We start from the raw sequence: 16,782 nt of genomic DNA on the forward strand, positions 1-16,782 counted from the left end.
AGAAAAAGCCCAGTCGCAAGACTGGGCTTTTTCGTTTTTCCGATTCCCTCTTGCGCTCTTTCCTGGCGTACTAGTCTTCCCTTCCCATTCGGCAAGCAGGCCGTGCGTGGCCTGCTTGCCGGATCATCGTTATTGCCGTGCCATGCAGGCCTGATAGCGAACATTCACCTTATCGGCAAACCATTGCGTGGTCAGCTTACGGCTGATCTTGGGGCTGTGCAGGTCGATTTGCGGCATCCGCTCGCGCGCCACGGTCTTGCCTGCCTGCCGGTCGGCCAGGGCAAACAGCTTGCGGTACAGCTCGCTCTGAGCAAAGTTGCTGCTTTTCTCCTGCTGCAGGTCCCGCTCCAGTTCTCCCTGGCTCATGTCCAGTCGGCTGCGTAAGGTCAGCAAGGCTTGGTAGGTGCTGCCCGTTGCCTGCTTGCCGGTATAGCTGAGCAAATCACCATCCAGTGCCAGCTTGCGGCCAGTGAGCTGGCTGACTGCAGCCTGGAAGGCAGCATTACGGCTGCTGTAGCGGCCGGCATTGAAGTCGGCAAAGCGGTAGCGCATGTCCTGATAGGGGGCCGGGTATTGCAGCAGGATGGCCGTGCCGAAGTAGATGCCGCCACGGCGGGTGAATACGTCGTTGCGAATGCTGTTGCCGGTATGGTAAGGGTAGGGCCAGATTTTGACATGGGCTTCGGCAAACTCCACGCTCACCTGCATCGGTCCTCCGGTTCGAATGGGGTTTTTCATATTCATTGGCAGGCCCAGCTTGCTGGCCTCTGCCGACATGTCTTCGAACAGCAGGTTCATCTCGCGCTCGGTGCGCAGATTATCTATGCGCGCTTTATAGCTTTTGCCATTGGGCGAGGTTTTGAGCAGTGCAGCTTTCACCACGGGCAGCGGTACCAGGTATTTATTGGCCCTCTCGCCAATCTTGCCCCAGACAATAGCCGGCAGATTGGGCACGGTTGGGTCGCCCTGCCAGCTGGATTCCTGCTCGATCACCGCTGCGACGGCACAGAAGTTATCGGGCCGGTACGGAATTTTCAGCGCGGTGAAAGCCGAGATGATGTCCTTGCTCCAACCCTGGCGGTCAGCGATATGCGGCGGCAGCAGGCGCTCCAGCATGCTGCGTCCCTGACTCTCGCTCAGGATCGCTGGTTTGACGGGCGGTACGACGGGCGGAGGTTGGGTAGCGACGACGGGAGGCGGGAGCACCGGCGGGCTTACCGAAGGTGTGGATGCCGCTTCCGGTGCGGGAAGGGCGGGGGAGCTGGGCAGGCTGCCTGGCGGGGTGACGGGCTGGGTGCTACAGGCGCTCAGGGTTGCCAGCAGCAGGAATGGGTATAGATAGCGGGTCATGCGGGTTTGCTTCCGGAAAGCCAAGCCGTGATCTTGGCCCAATGCGTGGGCCAGGGCAATCATTGCGTGTGCAGCAAAGCCATCCAGCTGGCGTGCGCGCAGGAAAATCTGCCTTGGCCGGTGGTGATTATTTACAATGCATGATCAGCCTGCTTGATGTCGCTACCTTTGGGAGAGTCCGATGATTTACCTCTATACACCGCAGGATATGGCTGCATATCGGGACGCCTTGCAGCAGGTACTGCCGGGTAAGGCGCTGGCCTGCTGGCCGGAGGAGATTGACGCCAGCCGGGTGGAGCATGCCGTGGTGTGGAATCCGCCAGCGGGTTTCTTTCGCAATATGGATAAGCTGCAAGCCGTTTTTGTGCTGGGGGCCGGGGTGGATCGTATTTTGAAACGGGATGATCTGGATCCCGCCGTGCCGGTCATCCGGCTGACGGATGCCGGTATGGCGCAGCAAATGCTGGAGTATGTGTTGTACGGGGTATTGCATGTGCAACGTCATATGGGGCAATACCGTCGTCAGCAAGCACAGCGGCAGTGGCAACCGGTGGTGGCGGCTAGCGCTGCCCAGACGCGCATCGGGGTGCTTGGCCTGGGCGAGATTGGCGGGCGCGTGGCGCAGTCTCTGGCGGCCATGGGCTATGCGGTAGCGGGTTGGAGTCGCAGTGGCCGGCAATTGCCGGGGGTGGAAGATTTTGTTGGCGAAGCTGGCCTGCCAGCCTTGCTGGCGCGCACGGATATTCTGGTCAACCTGCTGCCGTCCACACCGGCTACGCGTGGTTTGCTGGATGGCCGCATGCTGTCGTTGTTGCCGCGCGGTGCCGGCCTGATCAACGCCGGGCGCGGTGAACAACTGGACGAGGCGGCGCTGCTCGGGCTGCTGGACAGCGGTCAGCTGCGTTTTGCCATGCTGGATGTGTTTGAAGTAGAACCGCTGGAGAGCGTACATCCCTTATGGAGCCACCCAGCCGTGCTGGTGACGCCCCATATAGCGGCCATGACGCTGGTTGCCGCTGCAATGGAGCAGATTGCCGCCAATTTGCAGGCTCTGGCTCAAGGACTGCCGTTGCAGGGGCTTGTGCTGCGTGAGCGGGGCTATTGAGGGGGAAGTGCGCTTAGCGGGTCGATGGCTTGTCCCTGGCGGCGTAACTCGAAATGCAGCATGTCGCGGTTACTACCGGAATGCCCCAGCGTAGCGATTTGCTCGCCAGTCTTGACTGCCTGGCCTTCCTTGACCAGTAAAGTCTGGTTGTGGGCGTAGGCAGTCAGGTAATCATTACCATGTTTGATGATCAGCAAATTGCCGTAGGCACGGATGCCCTTGCCAGCATAGGCCACCGTGCCACTGGCAGCCGCGCGTACCGGATCGCCCGCCTTGCCGGCAATATCGATGCCTTTGTTGCTGTTGCCGTTGAACTTGCCTATCAGCGTTCCGCGTACCGGCCATTGCAAGGCAATGACGGCAGAGGCGGGGCGGGTTGCTGCTGGGGCTGGTGTTTTACCCGAGCCGCTGGCTGTTGATTTAGCTTGGCCGGTATTGCTTGGGCTGATGCGCAACAACTGTCCGGCATTGATGCTGGCCGGGTCTGACAGCTTGTTCCATGCCACCAGATTAGCAACGCTCTGATGATGGTTCACCGCAATGCGGTACAAGGTGTCGCCGGGGCGGACGCGATAAAACCCCGCTGGCGCAGCAGGATAGTCCGGCAGTGCCGTGCAGGCGCTCAGCAGCAGAAGCAGGCAGCAAAGGCGTAGAAGAGATTGCATGGCGGTCATTCTAACATCGGCATGCCTGGCGGCGGGCAGAGGGCTGGCTTTCGTGTAGATGGCCTTCTAAGCTGAAAGCCCCGGATGCAGTTTTGCAAGGAGTGTGCAATGGCTGAGCAACCGTTTTCACCGCAGAGTTTTCCTTACGCTGTCGAAGTAGAGGCTGGCAAGCATTATTGGTGGTGTGCGTGCGGGCAGAGCGAAAAACAGCCGTTCTGTGATGGTCATCATGCGGGCTCCTGTTTTAGTCCGGTGGAGTACGTGGCGGACAAGAGCGGGCTGGTTTACTTTTGCGGTTGCAAGCTGAGCGAAGGCCAGCCCTTGTGTGACGGCTCGCACAGCCAGCTGTCCTGAGCGGTTGGGGTAGTGGAATGACAAAACCCCCGCAAGCGGGGGTTTTGTTGTGCGGCAGGCAGATCAGCGGATGATCGGCTTGTAGCGGATACGCTTGGGCTTGGCACCTTCTTCGCCCAGGCGCTTTTTCTTGTCGGCTTCGTATTCCTGATAGTTGCCGTCAAAGAACGTCCACTGCGATTCGCCTTCGGCCGCCAGGATGTGGGTGGCGATACGGTCCAGGAACCAGCGGTCGTGGGAAATCACAAACACGGTACCGGCGAATTCCAGCAAGGCGTCCTCCAGCGCACGCAGGGTTTCCACGTCCAGGTCATTGGACGGTTCGTCCAGCAGCAAGACGTTGCCGCCCTTGAGCAGGGTCTTGGCCAGATGCAGACGGCCACGCTCACCACCGGACAACATGCCAACCTTCTTCTGCTGGTCGGCACCCTTGAAGTTGAAGCGGCCCAGATAAGCACGGCTGGACATTTCAAAGCGGCCCACGGTCAAGAGGTCGGCACCGCCGGACACATCGTCAAATACAGTCTTGTCGTCTTCCAGGCCTTCACGGCTCTGTTCGACAAAGGCCATCTGCACGGTCTGGCCGATCTTCACCGTACCGGAGTCCGGCTGTTCCTTACCGGCAATCATCTTGAACAGCGTCGATTTACCGGCACCGTTGGGGCCGATAATGCCGACGATGGCACCAGCCGGTGCCTTGAACGACAGGTTGTCGATCAGCAGGCGGTCGCCAAAGCCTTTGGACACGCCGTCGAATTCGATCACTTCATTACCCAGACGCTCGGCCACCGGGATGAAGATTTCCTGGGTTTCGTTACGCTTCTGGGTTTCGTAGCTGGACAGTTCTTCGAAGCGGGCAATACGCGCCTTGGACTTGGCCTGACGACCCTTGGGGTTCTGGCGTACCCATTCCAGTTCCTGCTTCATCGCCTTCATGCGCGCGCCTTCGCTCTTGGCTTCCTTCTCCAGGCGCTCTTCCTTCTGCTCCAGCCAGCTGGAGTAGTTGCCCTTCCACGGAATGCCTTCGCCACGGTCCAGTTCCAGAATCCATTCGGCGGCATTGTCCAGGAAGTAGCGGTCGTGGGTGACGGCCACCACGGTGCCGGGGAAGCGCACCAGGAATTGTTCCAGCCACTCTACCGATTCGGCGTCCAGGTGGTTGGTGGGTTCGTCCAGCAGCAGCATGTCCGGCTTGGACAGCAGCAGCTTGCATAGGGCGACGCGGCGTTTTTCACCACCGGACAGCGGGCCGATCTTGGCGTCCCACGGCGGCAGGCGCAGCGCATCGGCAGCCAGTTCCAGTTGCAGTTGTACATTGTCACCGGCACCGGCGGAGATGATGGCTTCCAGCTTGGCCTGTTCTTCGGCCAGGGCGTCGAAGTCGGCATCTTCTTCGGCGTAGGCGGCATACACTTCTTCCAGGCGCTTTTGTGCGCCCATCACATCGCCCATGCCGCTTTCCACTTCTTCGCGCACGGTTTTTTCCGGGTCCAGCTGTGGTTCCTGCGGCAGGTAGCCAATTTTCACGCCCGGCAGATGCTGCACTTCGCCGTCGTATTCCTTATCCACATTGGCCATGATGCGCAGCACGGTGGATTTACCGGAACCGTTCAGACCCAAGAGGCCGATCTTGGCTCCGGGGAAGAAGGACAGCGAGATGTCCTTGATGATCTGGCGCTTGGGCGGCACCACTTTGCTCACGCGGAGCATGGACATTACATATTGAGCCATGAGGGACCCTGCTGAAGATAATCGTTAAGCGCTAGATTCTACCAAATGCCGGGCGGATGCGCTGTGCTGCCCGTACCTGCCTTTACCAGAACCAGGCAAAGAGTGCGGTAGCCAGCATGGCACAGGCACAGCCTAGCTTGGCGACGGTACCGATCAGGAAACCGGCCAGTGTGCCCAGGCCGACGCGACCAGCCTGCCAGGCATCGCGCCGGGCCAGCAGTTCACCAATGGCGGCACCCAGCAGCGGCCCCAGTATTACGCCGACCAGCCCGAGCGGCAGGCCGGCAATGCTGCCGATAAACGCACCCCATAGCGCCTGTTTGCTGGCGCCGGTCATGCGGGCACCCAAAAGGCCGGCGACAAAATCGATGGCCAGACCCACGATCGTCAGCACCGCCATGATCAATAGCGCAGTGCTGCCCAGATGCTGAAACTGATCAGTCCAGGCCAGCAGCAGAAAGCCACCCATCATCAGCGGCAGGCCGGGGAGCGCCGGGAACAGTGTGCCGGCCACACCCAGCACGATCAGTACGATGGCCAGCAAGATAAACAGGATTTCCAAGACAATTTCCTTTGCGAGTAATGCAGCATAGGAAAACGGCCACCGGGTGGAAGTTCCACCGGATGGCCGTCTGACCTTATCATGCCGGGCGTGGAGAATTAACGGGCGTATTCTTCCAGCAGCAGGTTCTGGGCGCAGCGTTCTTTGCCACGGCTGGCGCGGCGCTTGTAGCTGCCATCCGGCTGCATGTCCCAGGCGTTGACATTGTCTTCCAGGTACAGGCGCAGTGCTTCCTTGATCACCCGGCGCTTGACCTTGGGGTCGAGAATGGGCGAGCAGGTTTCAATGCGGCGGAACAGGTTGCGGCCCATCCAGTCGGCACTGGCGATGTACAGGTTTTCCTGCTTGTCGTTATAGAAATAGTAGACACGCGGGTGTTCCAGGAAGCGGCCCACCACCGAACGCACGGTGATATTTTCCGACAGGCCGGGCACGCCAGGGCGCAGTGCACACACGCCACGGATGATTAATTGGATCTTTACCCCGGCCTGGCTGGCACGGTACAGGGCATGAATCACCTGTGGTTCCAGCAGCGCGTTCATCTTGGCGATGATCTGTGCTGTCCGGCCTTGCTGAGCGTGTTCGATCTCACGTTCGATCGAGTCGAGCAGCAGGCTGTGCAGGGTAAACGGGCTCTGGTACAGCTGTTTGAGCTGGCTGGCGCGGCCCAGGCCGGTGAGCTGCACGAAGATGTCGTTGACATCGCTGGCGATGTCTTCATTGCAGGTGAGCAAGCCCAGGTCGGTATAGAAGCGGGCAGTACGCGGATGGTAGTTGCCAGTGCCCAGGTGCACATAGCGGCGCAGGCGTTTGTCCTCGCGGCGGATCACCATCAGCATCTTGGCGTGCACCTTGTAGCCGAATACGCCGTATACCACGTGCGCACCGGCATCTTCCAGATGGCTGGCCCAGCTGATGTTGGCTTCTTCGTCGAAGCGCGCCATCAATTCCAATACCACGGTTACCTGCTTGCCAGCACGGGCGGCGGCAATCAGCGATTCCATCAGCACCGAGTCGGTACCGGTACGGTAAACCGTCATCTTGATGGCCACCACCTGCGGGTCGGTTGCCGCCAGGTTCAGCATGTCGATGACCGGCTGGAAGCTCTGGAAGGGGTGGTGCAACAGAATGTCACCCTTCCGGATGGCTTCGAACAGCGGTTGCTTCTTGCCCAGCTGGTCGGGCAGGGAGGGTACAAAGGGTGGGAATTTGAGATCGGGACGGTCGACCAGATCGGGCACCTGCATCAGGCGCACCAGGTTGACCGGCCCATTGACGCGGTAGACGTCCTGCTTTTTCAGGTTGAACTGGGTGAGCAGGAATTCTTCCATGTGCGGCGGGCAGGTGTCGGCAATTTCCAGTCGAACCGCATCACCAAACTGGCGCTGGTTCAATTCGCCTTGCAATGCCGTGCGCAGGTTTTTCAGGTCTTCGTCTTCCACCGTCAGCTCGCTGTCGCGGGTAACGCGGAATTGGTAGCAGCCCTTTACCGTCATGCCCAGAAAAAGCTCGTGCACATGGGAGTGCAGAATGGAGGACAGGAAGACAAAGGTGTGCGGGTGACCATTGCACACTTCAGGCGGCACCTTGATTACCCGTGGCAGAATACGCGGGGCCTGCACGATGGCGATGTCGGACTGGCGGCCAAAGGCATCGCGTCCTTCCAGTTCCACGGCAAAGTTGAGCGATTTGTTCAGCACCTTGGGGAAGGGATGGGATGGGTCCAGCCCGATAGGCGTGAGGATGGGTAGCAGCTCGTTGCTGAAGAAGTCATGCACCCATTGCTGCTGTTGTTCGGTCCATTCGGTACGGCGCAGAAAAATGATGTCTTCTTCACGTAGTGCCGGAAACAATACATCACTCATCACTGCATATTGCTGGCGTACCAGCTCGTGCGAGGCAGACGAAATGCGCGCCATGATCTGGGCTGGCGTGGAGCCATCGGCCAGAATACGTCCTGGTGTCAGCTGGGCGGTTTCTTTTAGCCAGGCCATGCGTACTTCGAAGAATTCGTCCAGGTTGGACGAGACGATGCACAGGTACTTCAGGCGCTCCAGCAGCGGCAGGCTTGGGTCTTCGGCCTGCGCCAGTACTCTGCGGTTGAATTCGATCAGGCCCAGTTCACGGTTAAGCAGCAACTCGTGGGTTTGTGACATACGGTTTCGCGCCAATGATGATGAGGTGTGAGGACAAAAAAGCCCTCGCGAAGGAGGGCTTGAAACAATTACTGCTGCGGTGGCGTGTAGCCTGCCGGTGCATCGGCACCTTGACCGAAGAAGTAGGCATCCAGCTGTGCTGCCAGGTATTGGCGGGCACGGGCATCGGCCAGGCTCAGACGGTTTTCGTTGATCAGCATGGTCTGATAACGCAGCCAGCCTTGCCAGGCTTCCTTGGAGACATTTTCATATACACGCTTGCCAAGCTCGCCCGGCAGGGGCGGAAAGTCCAGACCTTCAGCCTCGCGGCCCAGCTTGATGCAATTGACGTTTCTGGCCATTGCTAATCCTTGCAAAAATTGAACTGAATATACTTCAGTATTGTGTCACAACCATGACACCCTTCCAACCATGCCGCCGATGTGGCAGTGACAGTTCTACAGTGGCTTGACGAATATCTTGGAACGACGCTGGTTATTGTAAAAGGCCTGTCGGGCCAGTGGCAGCTGGCCGCGCCCGGCTTCGGCAAAACCGCGCTCGACAAACCAGTGTGCGGTCTGGGTGGTCAGCACGAACAGCGCTTTCAGGCCACGCGTGCGTGCCTGGTATTCCACATGCTTGAGCAGGGTTTCGCCAAAGCGGCCTTCACGCCGTTCCGGTGCCACGGCCAGGCAGGCCAACTCGGCCATGCCTGCTTCGGGAAACACATGCATGGCCACGCAGCCATAAATCTTGCCGTCGTGTTCCAGCACCGAATATTGCGATATTTCCATTTCCAGATGCTCGCGGCTGCGCTTGACCAGAATGCCCTGTTCTTCCAGCGGGCGGATCAGGTTCAGGATGGCCCCGATATCATCCACATTGGCATTGCGTACTTTCACCAGGGCATCGCGGGCAATCATGGTGCCGGTGCCGCCATTGGTAAACAGTTCCGCCAGCAAGGAGCCGTCCTCGTGGTGGCTGACCAGATGCGCACGCGGAATGCCATCGCGGGTGGCCTTGATGGCATAAGGCAGGTAGGCCGTGACATCGTGCTGCAGATGGCCTGCCTGCAGCAGATCTTCGGCCTGCTGGGCGGTAAGCGAGCTGACATGCTGGCCCAGCTCGTTGGTGACGCCACGTCCTTCAATTACAAAAATCAGCTTTTCCGCTTTGAGTGCTGACGCCAGCTGGGCGGCCATTTCTTCCATGGTGAGGTTGAAGGCTTCTCCGGTGACGGAATAGCCCACCGGCGACAGCAGTACCAGCTCACCCGCACTCAGCCGGGTATTGATGCCGTCCACGTCGATGCGGCGTACTTGGCCGGTGTACTGCATGTCCACGCCATCCAGCACGCCCAGCGGCTGGGCGGTGATGAAGTTGCCGCCGGCCACGCGCAAGTGTGAGCCGAACATGGGCGAGTTGGGCATGCCCATCGACAGTTGCGCCTCGATGCCGTGACGGGTGGCGCCACAAGCCTGTTTGACGATTTCCATGGTGCTGGCATCGGTCACTCGTCGGTCGCGGTGAAACAGCCGGTTCAGGCCAAAGCGCTTGAGCAGGGCTTCGATCTGGGGGCGGATGCCATGTACCAGCACCACACGCACGCCCAGACTGACCAGCAGGTTGATATCCTGCGACAGATTATGAAAACCGCCTTCCATCACCGCTTCGCCGCTGACTGCCAGCACGAAGGTTTTTCCACGGAAGGTATTGATGTAGGGGGCGGCTTCACGGAAGGAGAGGACAAATTCCCGGTTCAGCATTGTTGGATTGGCTCCCGCCAGGTAAGGACTTCGGAAACGACAAGCCTAGCAGGAATAGGGCTGGAAGGGCAGGGCTTTTGCCAGCGGTGTTTTACCGGCAGAAATGAAAACAGCCACCACTGCACATGGCAGGGTGGCTGTCTTGGTCGGGATCAATTGCCCTGTTTGATCAGGATTTGTTGAACCTTGAGGATGTTCAAGCCTTGGGACAGCTGGTAATCCTGCTTCGGATTCGGCTCACGCGGATTTTCCGGGCTGGCGTTCTTGTCATCCTGCGGCTTGGGCGCTTCCTGTTTGATCACAGGAGGTGTTGCTGACTTGGCTGGCTTGGCCGCTTTGCTTGGCGTTTCATCGCCATTCGGATTGGCCAGATGGTTTTCCAGATCAGCCTCGCGCACGCGCAGTGCCTGGTCGGCAGCGGTCACGGTCGCGTCTTCCACCACCACATCCGGCACGATACCCTTGGCCTGGATGGAGCGACCACTCGGGGTAAAGTAGCGCGCAGTGGTCAGCTTGATGCCACCAGCGCTGCCCAGCGGCAGAATGGATTGTACCGAGCCTTTGCCAAAGGTTTGGGTGCCAACCAATACCGCGCGCTTGTGATCCTGCAGGGCGCCAGCCACGATTTCAGATGCGGACGCCGAGCCACCGTTTACCAGAACCACCAGCGGTACCTTGTGGGTTTCCTGCGGCAGCACGGACAGCGGGTCCGGCATGCCGGGGCGGCCATAGTTCTGTGCCGAGGCAGTCAGCTTCATCTTGGCATCGGCGGTGCGGCCTTCGGTGTACACCACCAGCGCATCCTTGGGCAGGAAGGCAGCGGATACCCCGACGGCGCTGGTCAACAGGCCACCCGGATCGTCACGCAGATCAAGTACCAGGCCCTTGAGCGGCTGTTTGTTTTGCTTGGTCATGCTGGCTACTGCTTCAGCCAGGTTTTCGGTGGTGTGCTCCTGGAACTGGGTGATGCGCACATAGCCGTAGCCAGGTTCCAGCAACTTGGATTTCACGCTCTTGGTCTTGATGATGGCGCGGGTGATGGCAAAGACCAGTGGCTTGGTTTCGTTCTTGCGGGCAATGGTGAGCGTGACCTTGCTGCCGGGTTTGCCACGCATGCGCTTGACGGCATCGTTGAGCGACAGGCCACGTACCGGGGTGTCATCGATCTTGATGATCAGGTCACCGCTCTTGATGCCGGCCTTCTGTGCCGGGGTATCTTCGATCGGGGATACCACTTTCACCAGGCCGTCTTCGGCACCGATTTCTATGCCAAGGCCGCCAAACTCACCCTGGGTGCCTTCGCGCAACTCCTTGAACGCATCGGCATCCATATAGTCGGAATGCGGATCCAGCCCGCTGAGCATGCCCTTGATGGCCTCGGTGATCAGCTTTTTGTCATCGACCGGGTCGACATAATCCTGCTTGATACGGCCGAATACTTCAGCAAAAGTACGCAACTCGTTCAGCGGCAGGGTAGTAGGCTCTTTGCCGGCAAAAGCCTGCACGCTGAGGGTAAGGGCGCCGCCGGCCAGTGCGCCAGCGGCAAGCCAGGCAATTTTTTTCATGCGATGACTAGTCATGTTGTGTGTTGGTCTCCGATACCGCGGGTGGCTTAACGTACCCAGGTTTGCGGGTTGAGAGGTCGTCCCATATGCCGGATTTCAAAGTACAGGCCGGATTCGCCGCTGTCCAGTGCGCCAGTGTTGCCAAGTGTTTCGCCGGCTTTCACTGTGCTGCCCACGCCCTTGCCGATGGACGACAGGCCGGTGTACACCGTCAGGTAATTGCCGCCATGGTCCAGGATCACGGCATTGCCAAATCCGCGTAGCGCATCAGCATACACCACGTTGCCGTCTGCGACTGCATGCACTGGCTGGCCGGGGGCTGTCTTGATGAAAACGCCTTTCCACGATGTGCCTTCGCTGCGTGCGCTGCCAAAGCGCCCTGCCAGTTGTCCGGATACCGGCATCTTCATGCGGCCTTGCAGACTGGTAAACGCCTTCCCGGCGGCGCTGCTGTCGGCTACCTCTTCCACCGGCTTGTCTTGTGGCACCGGTACCGATTTCTTGGCGACCTCTGGTACCGGCTTGCCTTGCTTGCGGGCATTTTCGGCCAGCTTGCGTCGGCGTTCGTTTTCCTTTTTCGCTGCCAGCGCAGCAGCCTGACGGGCCTTGCGTTCTTCTGCCGCCTTGCGGATGGCTTCCTTGCGGCGGCGTTCGATTTCCTGGTTGATCTGGGCAATCAGGTTGGTCAGGCGTTTTTCATCTTCCTGCAACTTGCCCAGCCGGCTTTGTCCCGCCTGGATTTCACCGGATAGTTTGCTCAGTTGCGCCTGCTTGCTGGACTTGTTGTTCAGCAAGGCATTCTTTTCCCGATTTTTGTGGCTGGACAAGGCATCCAGCCGTGCCAGCTCTTGTTCCAGCTGGAAGGTCAGTGCTTCCAGTTCATGCTGGTGGCTGATCAACTGGGTCACCATCTGCTGCTGCGCCTTGGTGATGTGCTGGTAGTACACCATGTCGCGTGAAGTCTGATTCGGGTCATCCGCATTAAGCATCAGCTTCATGGCATCGTGATCGCCACTCTTGTATTGCCTGGCCAGCATCTGCGCCACGCGTTGGCGAGTTTCTGCCAGTTTGTGCACGGTTGTCTGCACTTGCTGGCGCAGTTCTGCCAATTGCTGTGCGGAGTTGTTCTGCTTGTTTTCCAGCTTGGCAATGGCCTGACTGGTTTGGGCAATTGCTTGTTCTGATTCCTGAATGGCGGATTTGGCTTCCTGCTGTACCACCTGCTTCTGGGCCAAGTCTTTTTTCAGGCTGTCGATTTCCTTGCGGACCGATTGCAGGTTCTGTTGCTGTGGTGCAGTGGACAAGGGCGGGGAGGCAGGGGAGGGGGCGGCCTGGGCCGCGCCAGCCAGCAGGGCTAGCAGCAATATCGGTTTCATTCCATCTTCGCTTCGGATTACACCTGTTGCCAGCATGATAACAGGCTGCAGCAGGCTGAGCAGCCTCATTGCCGGCCTGCATGGCAGGCCGGCGTGTGGTCTTACTCGAAGTCGATCAGCGAGCGGCCAGTCATTTCCGCTGGCTGTGGCAGGCCCATGATGGCCAGCAGGGATGGGGCGATATCACGCAGCGCACCGCCATCCTTGATGTGAGCCTTACGGCCTACATACAAGAAAGGCACCTTGTCCAGGGTGTGCTGGGTATGCGGCTGGTGATGCGCGGCATCGTACATCTGCTCGCAATTACCGTGGTCCGCCGTGATCAATACTTCGCCACCGGCGGCCTGCATGGCCTCCACGCAGCGCTTGACGCAAGCGTCCAGCGTTTCCACGGCCTTGACGGCAGCATCGAACTTGCCGGTATGGCCCACCATGTCGCCATTGGCGTAATTGCAGATGATGGCCTGGTACTTGCCGGAGGCAATGGCTTCCACGATGTGGTCGGTAACTTGCGGTGCATTCATTTCCGGCTGCAGATCGTAAGTGGCGACTTTGGGCGATGGCACCAGGATGCGGTCTTCGCCGGGATATACCTGCTCTTCACCACCATTGAAGAAATAAGTGACGTGCGGGTATTTCTCGGTTTCGGCAATACGCAGCTGTGTCAGGCCCCGGCTGGCAAGGTATTCGCCAAAGCCATTGCTGATCTTTTGCGGCGCATAAGCTACCGGGTTGCTATAGGCCTCGCCGTAGGATGTCAGGGTGACGAACTGCCCCAGTTTGGGCTGACGCGCGTTAAAACCATTGAAGGTTGGGTCGGTCAGCGCGGTGGTGAGCTGGCGTGCGCGGTCGGCACGGAAATTCATGAAGATGGCTACGTCACCATCCTGCATCTTGACTGGTGCACCGATGCCGGTTGCCGCAACGAATTCGTCGTTTTCATCGCGCGCATAGGCTGCGGCGAGTGCCTGCAGGCCGCTGTCGGCATGGTACAGGCCTTCTCCCTCCACCAGCAGGCGGTAGGCGGGCTCTACGCGTTCCCAGCGTTTGTCGCGATCCATTGCCCAGTAGCGACCGGTGACCGATACCAGACGCGCAGATGGGCAACTGGTCAGCATGTCATCCAGGCGCTTGAGATAGGTTTCGGCACTGCGCGGCGGGGTGTCGCGGCCATCAAGGAAGGCGTGCACGTAAATATGCGGTACGCCGGCAGCCTGGGCGGCACGGATCAGCGCAAAGATGTGATTTTCGTGGCTGTGGACGCCGCCGTCCGACAGCAGTCCCATCACATGCAGCGCCGAGCCTTTGGCTTGCTGGATGGCCTGCTGCAGCACCGGGTTCTGGTCGAAGCGGTTTTCGTCGATATCGCAGTCGATACGGCTGATATCCTGTTGGACAATCCGACCGGCACCGATATTAAGGTGACCCACTTCGGAATTGCCGAACTGTCCTTTGGGCAAGCCGACGAAGCCTTCGGAGGCATCAATCACGCCGTAGGGATACTGCTGTTTCAGGGCGTCCCAGGTGGGGGTGTTGGCATGCAGGATGGCATTGTCGTCACCTTCCAGCCGGTGTCCGAAGCCGTCGAGAATAAGGAGTAAAACGGGTGTGATAGCTGTCATGATGTCCACAATCAGAATATTAGAAATTCTTGATGGTATTGATTTTTTTAGTTAGTATTGTACCGTAGTCAAACCAATATAAATACGCATTGCAAACTACTTAGGAGCAGAGCTTGCTGTTCAACGATGACCAGATCGAACAGTCCTCGCGGGCAATGAAGGCAATGTCACATCCCTTGCGCTTGAAGATCATCTCGGTATTGGGCGATCAGGAAGTCAGTGTGCAGGACATTGTGGAGCAGGTGGGGACTTCGCAGAGCAATATCTCCCAGCATCTGGCGATCATGCGGGACAAAGGGGTTCTCCGGACGCGCAAAGATGCCAATCGGGTTTATTACCGCGTTGGCGATATCCGGACGCTGGAAGTACTGAAGATGATGCGTGAAGTATTCTGTGGTTTTGTCGACTGATCTTTCTGTTGGCGATTGCCCATCAAAAAAAGGCCGCTCAGCGGCCTTTTTTACGTCGTACATATAAGGTTTTGTTTACGGTGGCTACAATGTCGCCGGTTTCGTCGCGGATATCCACTTTCAGCTCTGGCAAGTACTTTTCCCCACCCGCAGTGCGTTGGCGGATGTCTTGCAGCTGGTTTTCCTGCAGGCTGAAGCAGGCGCTCACCACACCCTTGCCCGGCTTGTGATATTCGATTGCACCTGCCTTGTCCCACACCACATAGTCGCGACCCAGCGACTGCATCAGCATCAGCATGAAAAACGGATCGGTCATGGAGTACAGGCTGCCGCCAAAATGCACCCCGACATAATTGCGGTTGGTCAGACCCAGGCGCAGCCGGACATCAATCTGCTTCCAGTCGGCGGCAATGTGACAAACCTTGATGCCTGCCCCGAGAAAGGGAGGCCACAGATTGATCAGGGTTTTGAGCAGGCGTGGGGATGGCTTCATGGTTGCATTTTTCAAACAGTTGTTTGATTTGTATGCTCGGCAAAAAGCCAATCTCTGTCAAGCCATGGTTTGGCTGCCTGCTGTCAGAAGGGCAGTTCGGGCTGTGCCCCTTGTGGATGATCAATCACGGCCTCGGTTACACCTTCTGCCAAGCGTAACAGCACCCTTTCCTGATTAAGCAGTTCCTGCGGCGATTTCACCGCGTGGCCATCGCTTTTCTGCACGATGGCATAACCCCGGCTCAGGACCGCCTCCGGATTCATCGCCTGCAGCGTGCTGCCATAGTGCAGCAGGGATTGCTGTCTTTGCTGCAGTGTCTGGCGCATGGCCCGCTGCAACTGCCTGCCCAGCTGGCTGAGTTGTCCTTGCTGTTGTGCCAGCTGCGGTTGGTGGCGTTGCAGCTGGCTGTTTGCCAGTTGCAGGCTGAAGTGGCGGCGCGCAAACAGGCTGTCCAGGCCGCGCTGCAGCCGACTCTTTGCCTGATGCAGGCTCTGAACCTGGCGCCGCAAGGTGTCTCCTGGATGGTTAAGCCGGCGCGCCAGATAATCCAGCCGCTGGGATTTATCAACCAGCAGTCGCCCCAGTGCACGTTCCAGACCGCGCTTACCTTGTTCCAGCTGCTGTCGCAATTGTTCCTGGCTGGGCGAAACCAGCTCTGCCGCCGCCGTGGGGGTGGGGGCGCGTTGGTCGGCAACAAAATCGCAGATGGTGAAGTCGGTTTCGTGGCCAACACCGCTGACGACGGGGATGCGAGATGCTGCCACGGCGCGGGCAACGATTTCCTCATTGAATGACCACAAGTCTTCAATGCTGCCGCCGCCTCGGCAGACGATCAGCACTTCAACCTCTTGCCTGGCCGAAGCCTGTTCGATAGCGGTAGCAATCTGGCGTGCTGCGCTTTCGCCCTGTACCTGGGCGGGATAGAGAATGACCGGAATGCTGGGCATGCGTCGCCCCAGTGTCGTGACCACGTCGCGCAGTGCGGCAGCCGCTGGGGAGGTGACGATGCCGATGGCGGCCGGGTGGGGCGGGAGAGGGCGCTTGCGTGCTGTATCGAACAGGCCTTCCGCCTGCAGCTTGTTCTTCAGTTTTTCGAAGGCTTCATACAGGCGGCCCAGCCCGGCGGAGCGCATGGTGTCGACGTTGATCTGGTAATCGCCGCGTGCCTCGTACAGTGTTACCAGTCCTTTGAGTTCAACCTGCATGCCTTCTGCCAGGCGAAATGGTAACAGGGATAGTTTGTGGCGGAACATGACGCAGCGGATCTGCGCGCCCGCGTCCTTGAGCGAGAAATAGGCATGGCCGGATGCTGCCAGCGTCAGGTTGGATATTTCCCCGCCAATCCACATTGGTGGCAAACCAGATTCCAGCAGGTCGCGCACCATGCGGTTGAGGGAAGAAACACTGATGACATCATTGGCCTTGCTATTGAAATTCATGCTTGTCAAGTCATCCACAGAAAAATATCCGGTTTTTGTCGACGGTAAATTGTTAGACAAAACGGGAGAGTGTATTTATATGCTGAATAAAATTATGTTAAAAAACAAAGGCCTGAGCGAGTTGTGCAAAATGCGGGCAATCAGGTGGAAAGGGCTTCGGAGCTAAGTTTCGCCCGGCTGTGCACAAGCTTATCAACAAAGTTATCCAC

At 58.6% G+C, this 16,782-nt stretch carries 15 protein-coding genes; 3 read left to right on the plus strand and 12 right to left on the minus strand.

The features are described from left to right. Nucleotides 1-129 precede the first annotated feature (129 nt). Nucleotides 130-1,350: a DUF1615 domain-containing protein gene (locus tag ACODR9_RS18365; RefSeq protein ID WP_488811068.1), complete on the minus strand. Its 1,221-nt coding sequence runs from the start codon at nucleotides 1,348-1,350 to the stop codon at nucleotides 130-132. Between the two features lie 181 nt (nucleotides 1,351-1,531). Here ACODR9_RS18365 and ACODR9_RS18370 point away from each other — a divergent pair, with 181 nt between their 5' ends. Continuing rightward, a complete protein-coding gene (locus ACODR9_RS18370; protein WP_488811070.1) occupies nucleotides 1,532-2,455 on the plus strand; it encodes a 2-hydroxyacid dehydrogenase in 924 nt (307 codons plus the stop codon). Here the strand turns inward: ACODR9_RS18370 and ACODR9_RS18375 are convergent. Beyond that, nucleotides 2,449-3,120 (minus strand): peptidoglycan DD-metalloendopeptidase family protein, encoded by a 672-nt coding sequence (locus ACODR9_RS18375; RefSeq protein ID WP_488811072.1) that lies wholly within the window; start codon nucleotides 3,118-3,120, stop codon nucleotides 2,449-2,451. The two genes, ACODR9_RS18370 and ACODR9_RS18375, sit on opposite strands and share 7 nt — an antisense overlap. 108 nt (nucleotides 3,121-3,228) lie before the next feature. Here ACODR9_RS18375 and ACODR9_RS18380 point away from each other — a divergent pair, with 108 nt between their 5' ends. Further along, nucleotides 3,229-3,474 carry a CDGSH iron-sulfur domain-containing protein gene (locus tag ACODR9_RS18380; RefSeq protein ID WP_488811074.1) on the plus strand — a complete coding sequence of 82 codons (246 nt, stop codon included), beginning with the start codon at nucleotides 3,229-3,231 and terminating at the stop codon, nucleotides 3,472-3,474. A 63-nt stretch (nucleotides 3,475-3,537) separates the two neighbouring features. Here the strand turns inward: ACODR9_RS18380 and ettA are convergent, their stop codons facing one another. The 8 genes from ettA to gpmI form a co-directional block, all read right to left on the minus strand. Next, nucleotides 3,538-5,205 (minus strand): energy-dependent translational throttle protein EttA, encoded by a 1,668-nt coding sequence (gene ettA / locus ACODR9_RS18385; RefSeq protein WP_488811076.1) that lies wholly within the window; start codon nucleotides 5,203-5,205, stop codon nucleotides 3,538-3,540. An 82-nt stretch (nucleotides 5,206-5,287) separates the two neighbouring features. After that, a complete protein-coding gene (locus tag ACODR9_RS18390; RefSeq protein WP_488811078.1) occupies nucleotides 5,288-5,767 on the minus strand; it encodes a DUF456 domain-containing protein in 480 nt (159 codons plus the stop codon). A 98-nt stretch (nucleotides 5,768-5,865) separates the two neighbouring features. After that, a complete protein-coding gene (gene ppk1 / locus ACODR9_RS18395) occupies nucleotides 5,866-7,923 on the minus strand; it encodes a polyphosphate kinase 1 (protein ID WP_488811080.1) in 2,058 nt (685 codons plus the stop codon). A 68-nt stretch (nucleotides 7,924-7,991) separates the two neighbouring features. Further along, nucleotides 7,992-8,264, minus strand: a complete 273-nt coding sequence (locus tag ACODR9_RS18400; protein WP_045845523.1) for an oxidative damage protection protein — start codon at nucleotides 8,262-8,264, stop codon at nucleotides 7,992-7,994. A 96-nt stretch (nucleotides 8,265-8,360) separates the two neighbouring features. Continuing rightward, entirely contained in the window at nucleotides 8,361-9,668 is a 1,308-nt protein-coding gene (gene argA, locus ACODR9_RS18405; RefSeq protein ID WP_488811082.1) for an amino-acid N-acetyltransferase, read from the minus strand. Between the two features lie 152 nt (nucleotides 9,669-9,820). Further along, entirely contained in the window at nucleotides 9,821-11,233 is a 1,413-nt protein-coding gene (locus ACODR9_RS18410) for a S41 family peptidase (protein WP_488811218.1), read from the minus strand. A 47-nt stretch (nucleotides 11,234-11,280) separates the two neighbouring features. Then, nucleotides 11,281-12,609 carry a murein hydrolase activator EnvC family protein gene (locus tag ACODR9_RS18415; protein WP_488811084.1) on the minus strand — a complete coding sequence of 443 codons (1,329 nt, stop codon included), beginning with the start codon at nucleotides 12,607-12,609 and terminating at the stop codon, nucleotides 11,281-11,283. Nucleotides 12,610-12,710: 101 nt separating this feature from the next. Further along, nucleotides 12,711-14,231, minus strand: a complete 1,521-nt coding sequence (gpmI, locus tag ACODR9_RS18420; RefSeq protein ID WP_488811086.1) for a 2,3-bisphosphoglycerate-independent phosphoglycerate mutase — start codon at nucleotides 14,229-14,231, stop codon at nucleotides 12,711-12,713. Between the two features lie 113 nt (nucleotides 14,232-14,344). On the opposite strand from gpmI, the gene ACODR9_RS18425 reads away from it, so the two are divergent. Beyond that, entirely contained in the window at nucleotides 14,345-14,641 is a 297-nt protein-coding gene (locus tag ACODR9_RS18425) for an ArsR/SmtB family transcription factor (RefSeq protein WP_045845528.1), read from the plus strand. Between the two features lie 37 nt (nucleotides 14,642-14,678). Here ACODR9_RS18425 and ACODR9_RS18430 read toward each other — a convergent pair whose 3' ends face one another. Both ACODR9_RS18430 and xseA read right to left on the minus strand, forming a co-directional pair. Continuing rightward, entirely contained in the window at nucleotides 14,679-15,134 is a 456-nt protein-coding gene (locus ACODR9_RS18430) for a DUF4442 domain-containing protein (RefSeq protein ID WP_488811089.1), read from the minus strand. 83 nt (nucleotides 15,135-15,217) lie between these two features. Further along, complete coding sequence (gene xseA / locus ACODR9_RS18435) at nucleotides 15,218-16,573, minus strand: exodeoxyribonuclease VII large subunit (protein ID WP_488811091.1); 1,356 nt, start codon at nucleotides 16,571-16,573, stop codon at nucleotides 15,218-15,220. Between the last annotated feature and the right edge of the window lie 209 nt (nucleotides 16,574-16,782).

The sequence above is a fragment of the Aquitalea sp. FG25 genome (assembly GCF_057809375.1).

Coding starts and splice junctions, on each gene's coding strand:
- ACODR9_RS18365 (WP_488811068.1), bottom strand. CDS start 1,350: ATGACCCGCTATCTATACCCATTCCTGCTGCTGGCAACCCTGAGCGCC.
- ACODR9_RS18375 (WP_488811072.1), bottom strand. CDS start 3,120: ATGCAATCTCTTCTACGCCTTTGCTGCCTGCTTCTGCTGCTGAGCGCC.
- ACODR9_RS18380 (WP_488811074.1), top strand. CDS start 3,229: ATGGCTGAGCAACCGTTTTCACCGCAGAGTTTTCCTTACGCTGTCGAA.
- ettA (WP_488811076.1), bottom strand. CDS start 5,205: ATGGCTCAATATGTAATGTCCATGCTCCGCGTGAGCAAAGTGGTGCCG.
- ppk1 (WP_488811080.1), bottom strand. CDS start 7,923: ATGTCACAAACCCACGAGTTGCTGCTTAACCGTGAACTGGGCCTGATC.
- ACODR9_RS18415 (WP_488811084.1), bottom strand. CDS start 12,609: ATGAAACCGATATTGCTGCTAGCCCTGCTGGCTGGCGCGGCCCAGGCC.
- gpmI (WP_488811086.1), bottom strand. CDS start 14,231: ATGACAGCTATCACACCCGTTTTACTCCTTATTCTCGACGGCTTCGGA.
- xseA (WP_488811091.1), bottom strand. CDS start 16,573: ATGAATTTCAATAGCAAGGCCAATGATGTCATCAGTGTTTCTTCCCTC.
- argA (WP_488811082.1), bottom strand. CDS start 9,668: ATGCTGAACCGGGAATTTGTCCTCTCCTTCCGTGAAGCCGCCCCCTAC.
- ACODR9_RS18410 (WP_488811218.1), bottom strand. CDS start 11,233: ATGAAAAAAATTGCCTGGCTTGCCGCTGGCGCACTGGCCGGCGGCGCC.
- ACODR9_RS18430 (WP_488811089.1), bottom strand. CDS start 15,134: ATGAAGCCATCCCCACGCCTGCTCAAAACCCTGATCAATCTGTGGCCT.
- ACODR9_RS18400 (WP_045845523.1), bottom strand. CDS start 8,264: ATGGCCAGAAACGTCAATTGCATCAAGCTGGGCCGCGAGGCTGAAGGT.
- ACODR9_RS18370 (WP_488811070.1), top strand. CDS start 1,532: ATGATTTACCTCTATACACCGCAGGATATGGCTGCATATCGGGACGCC.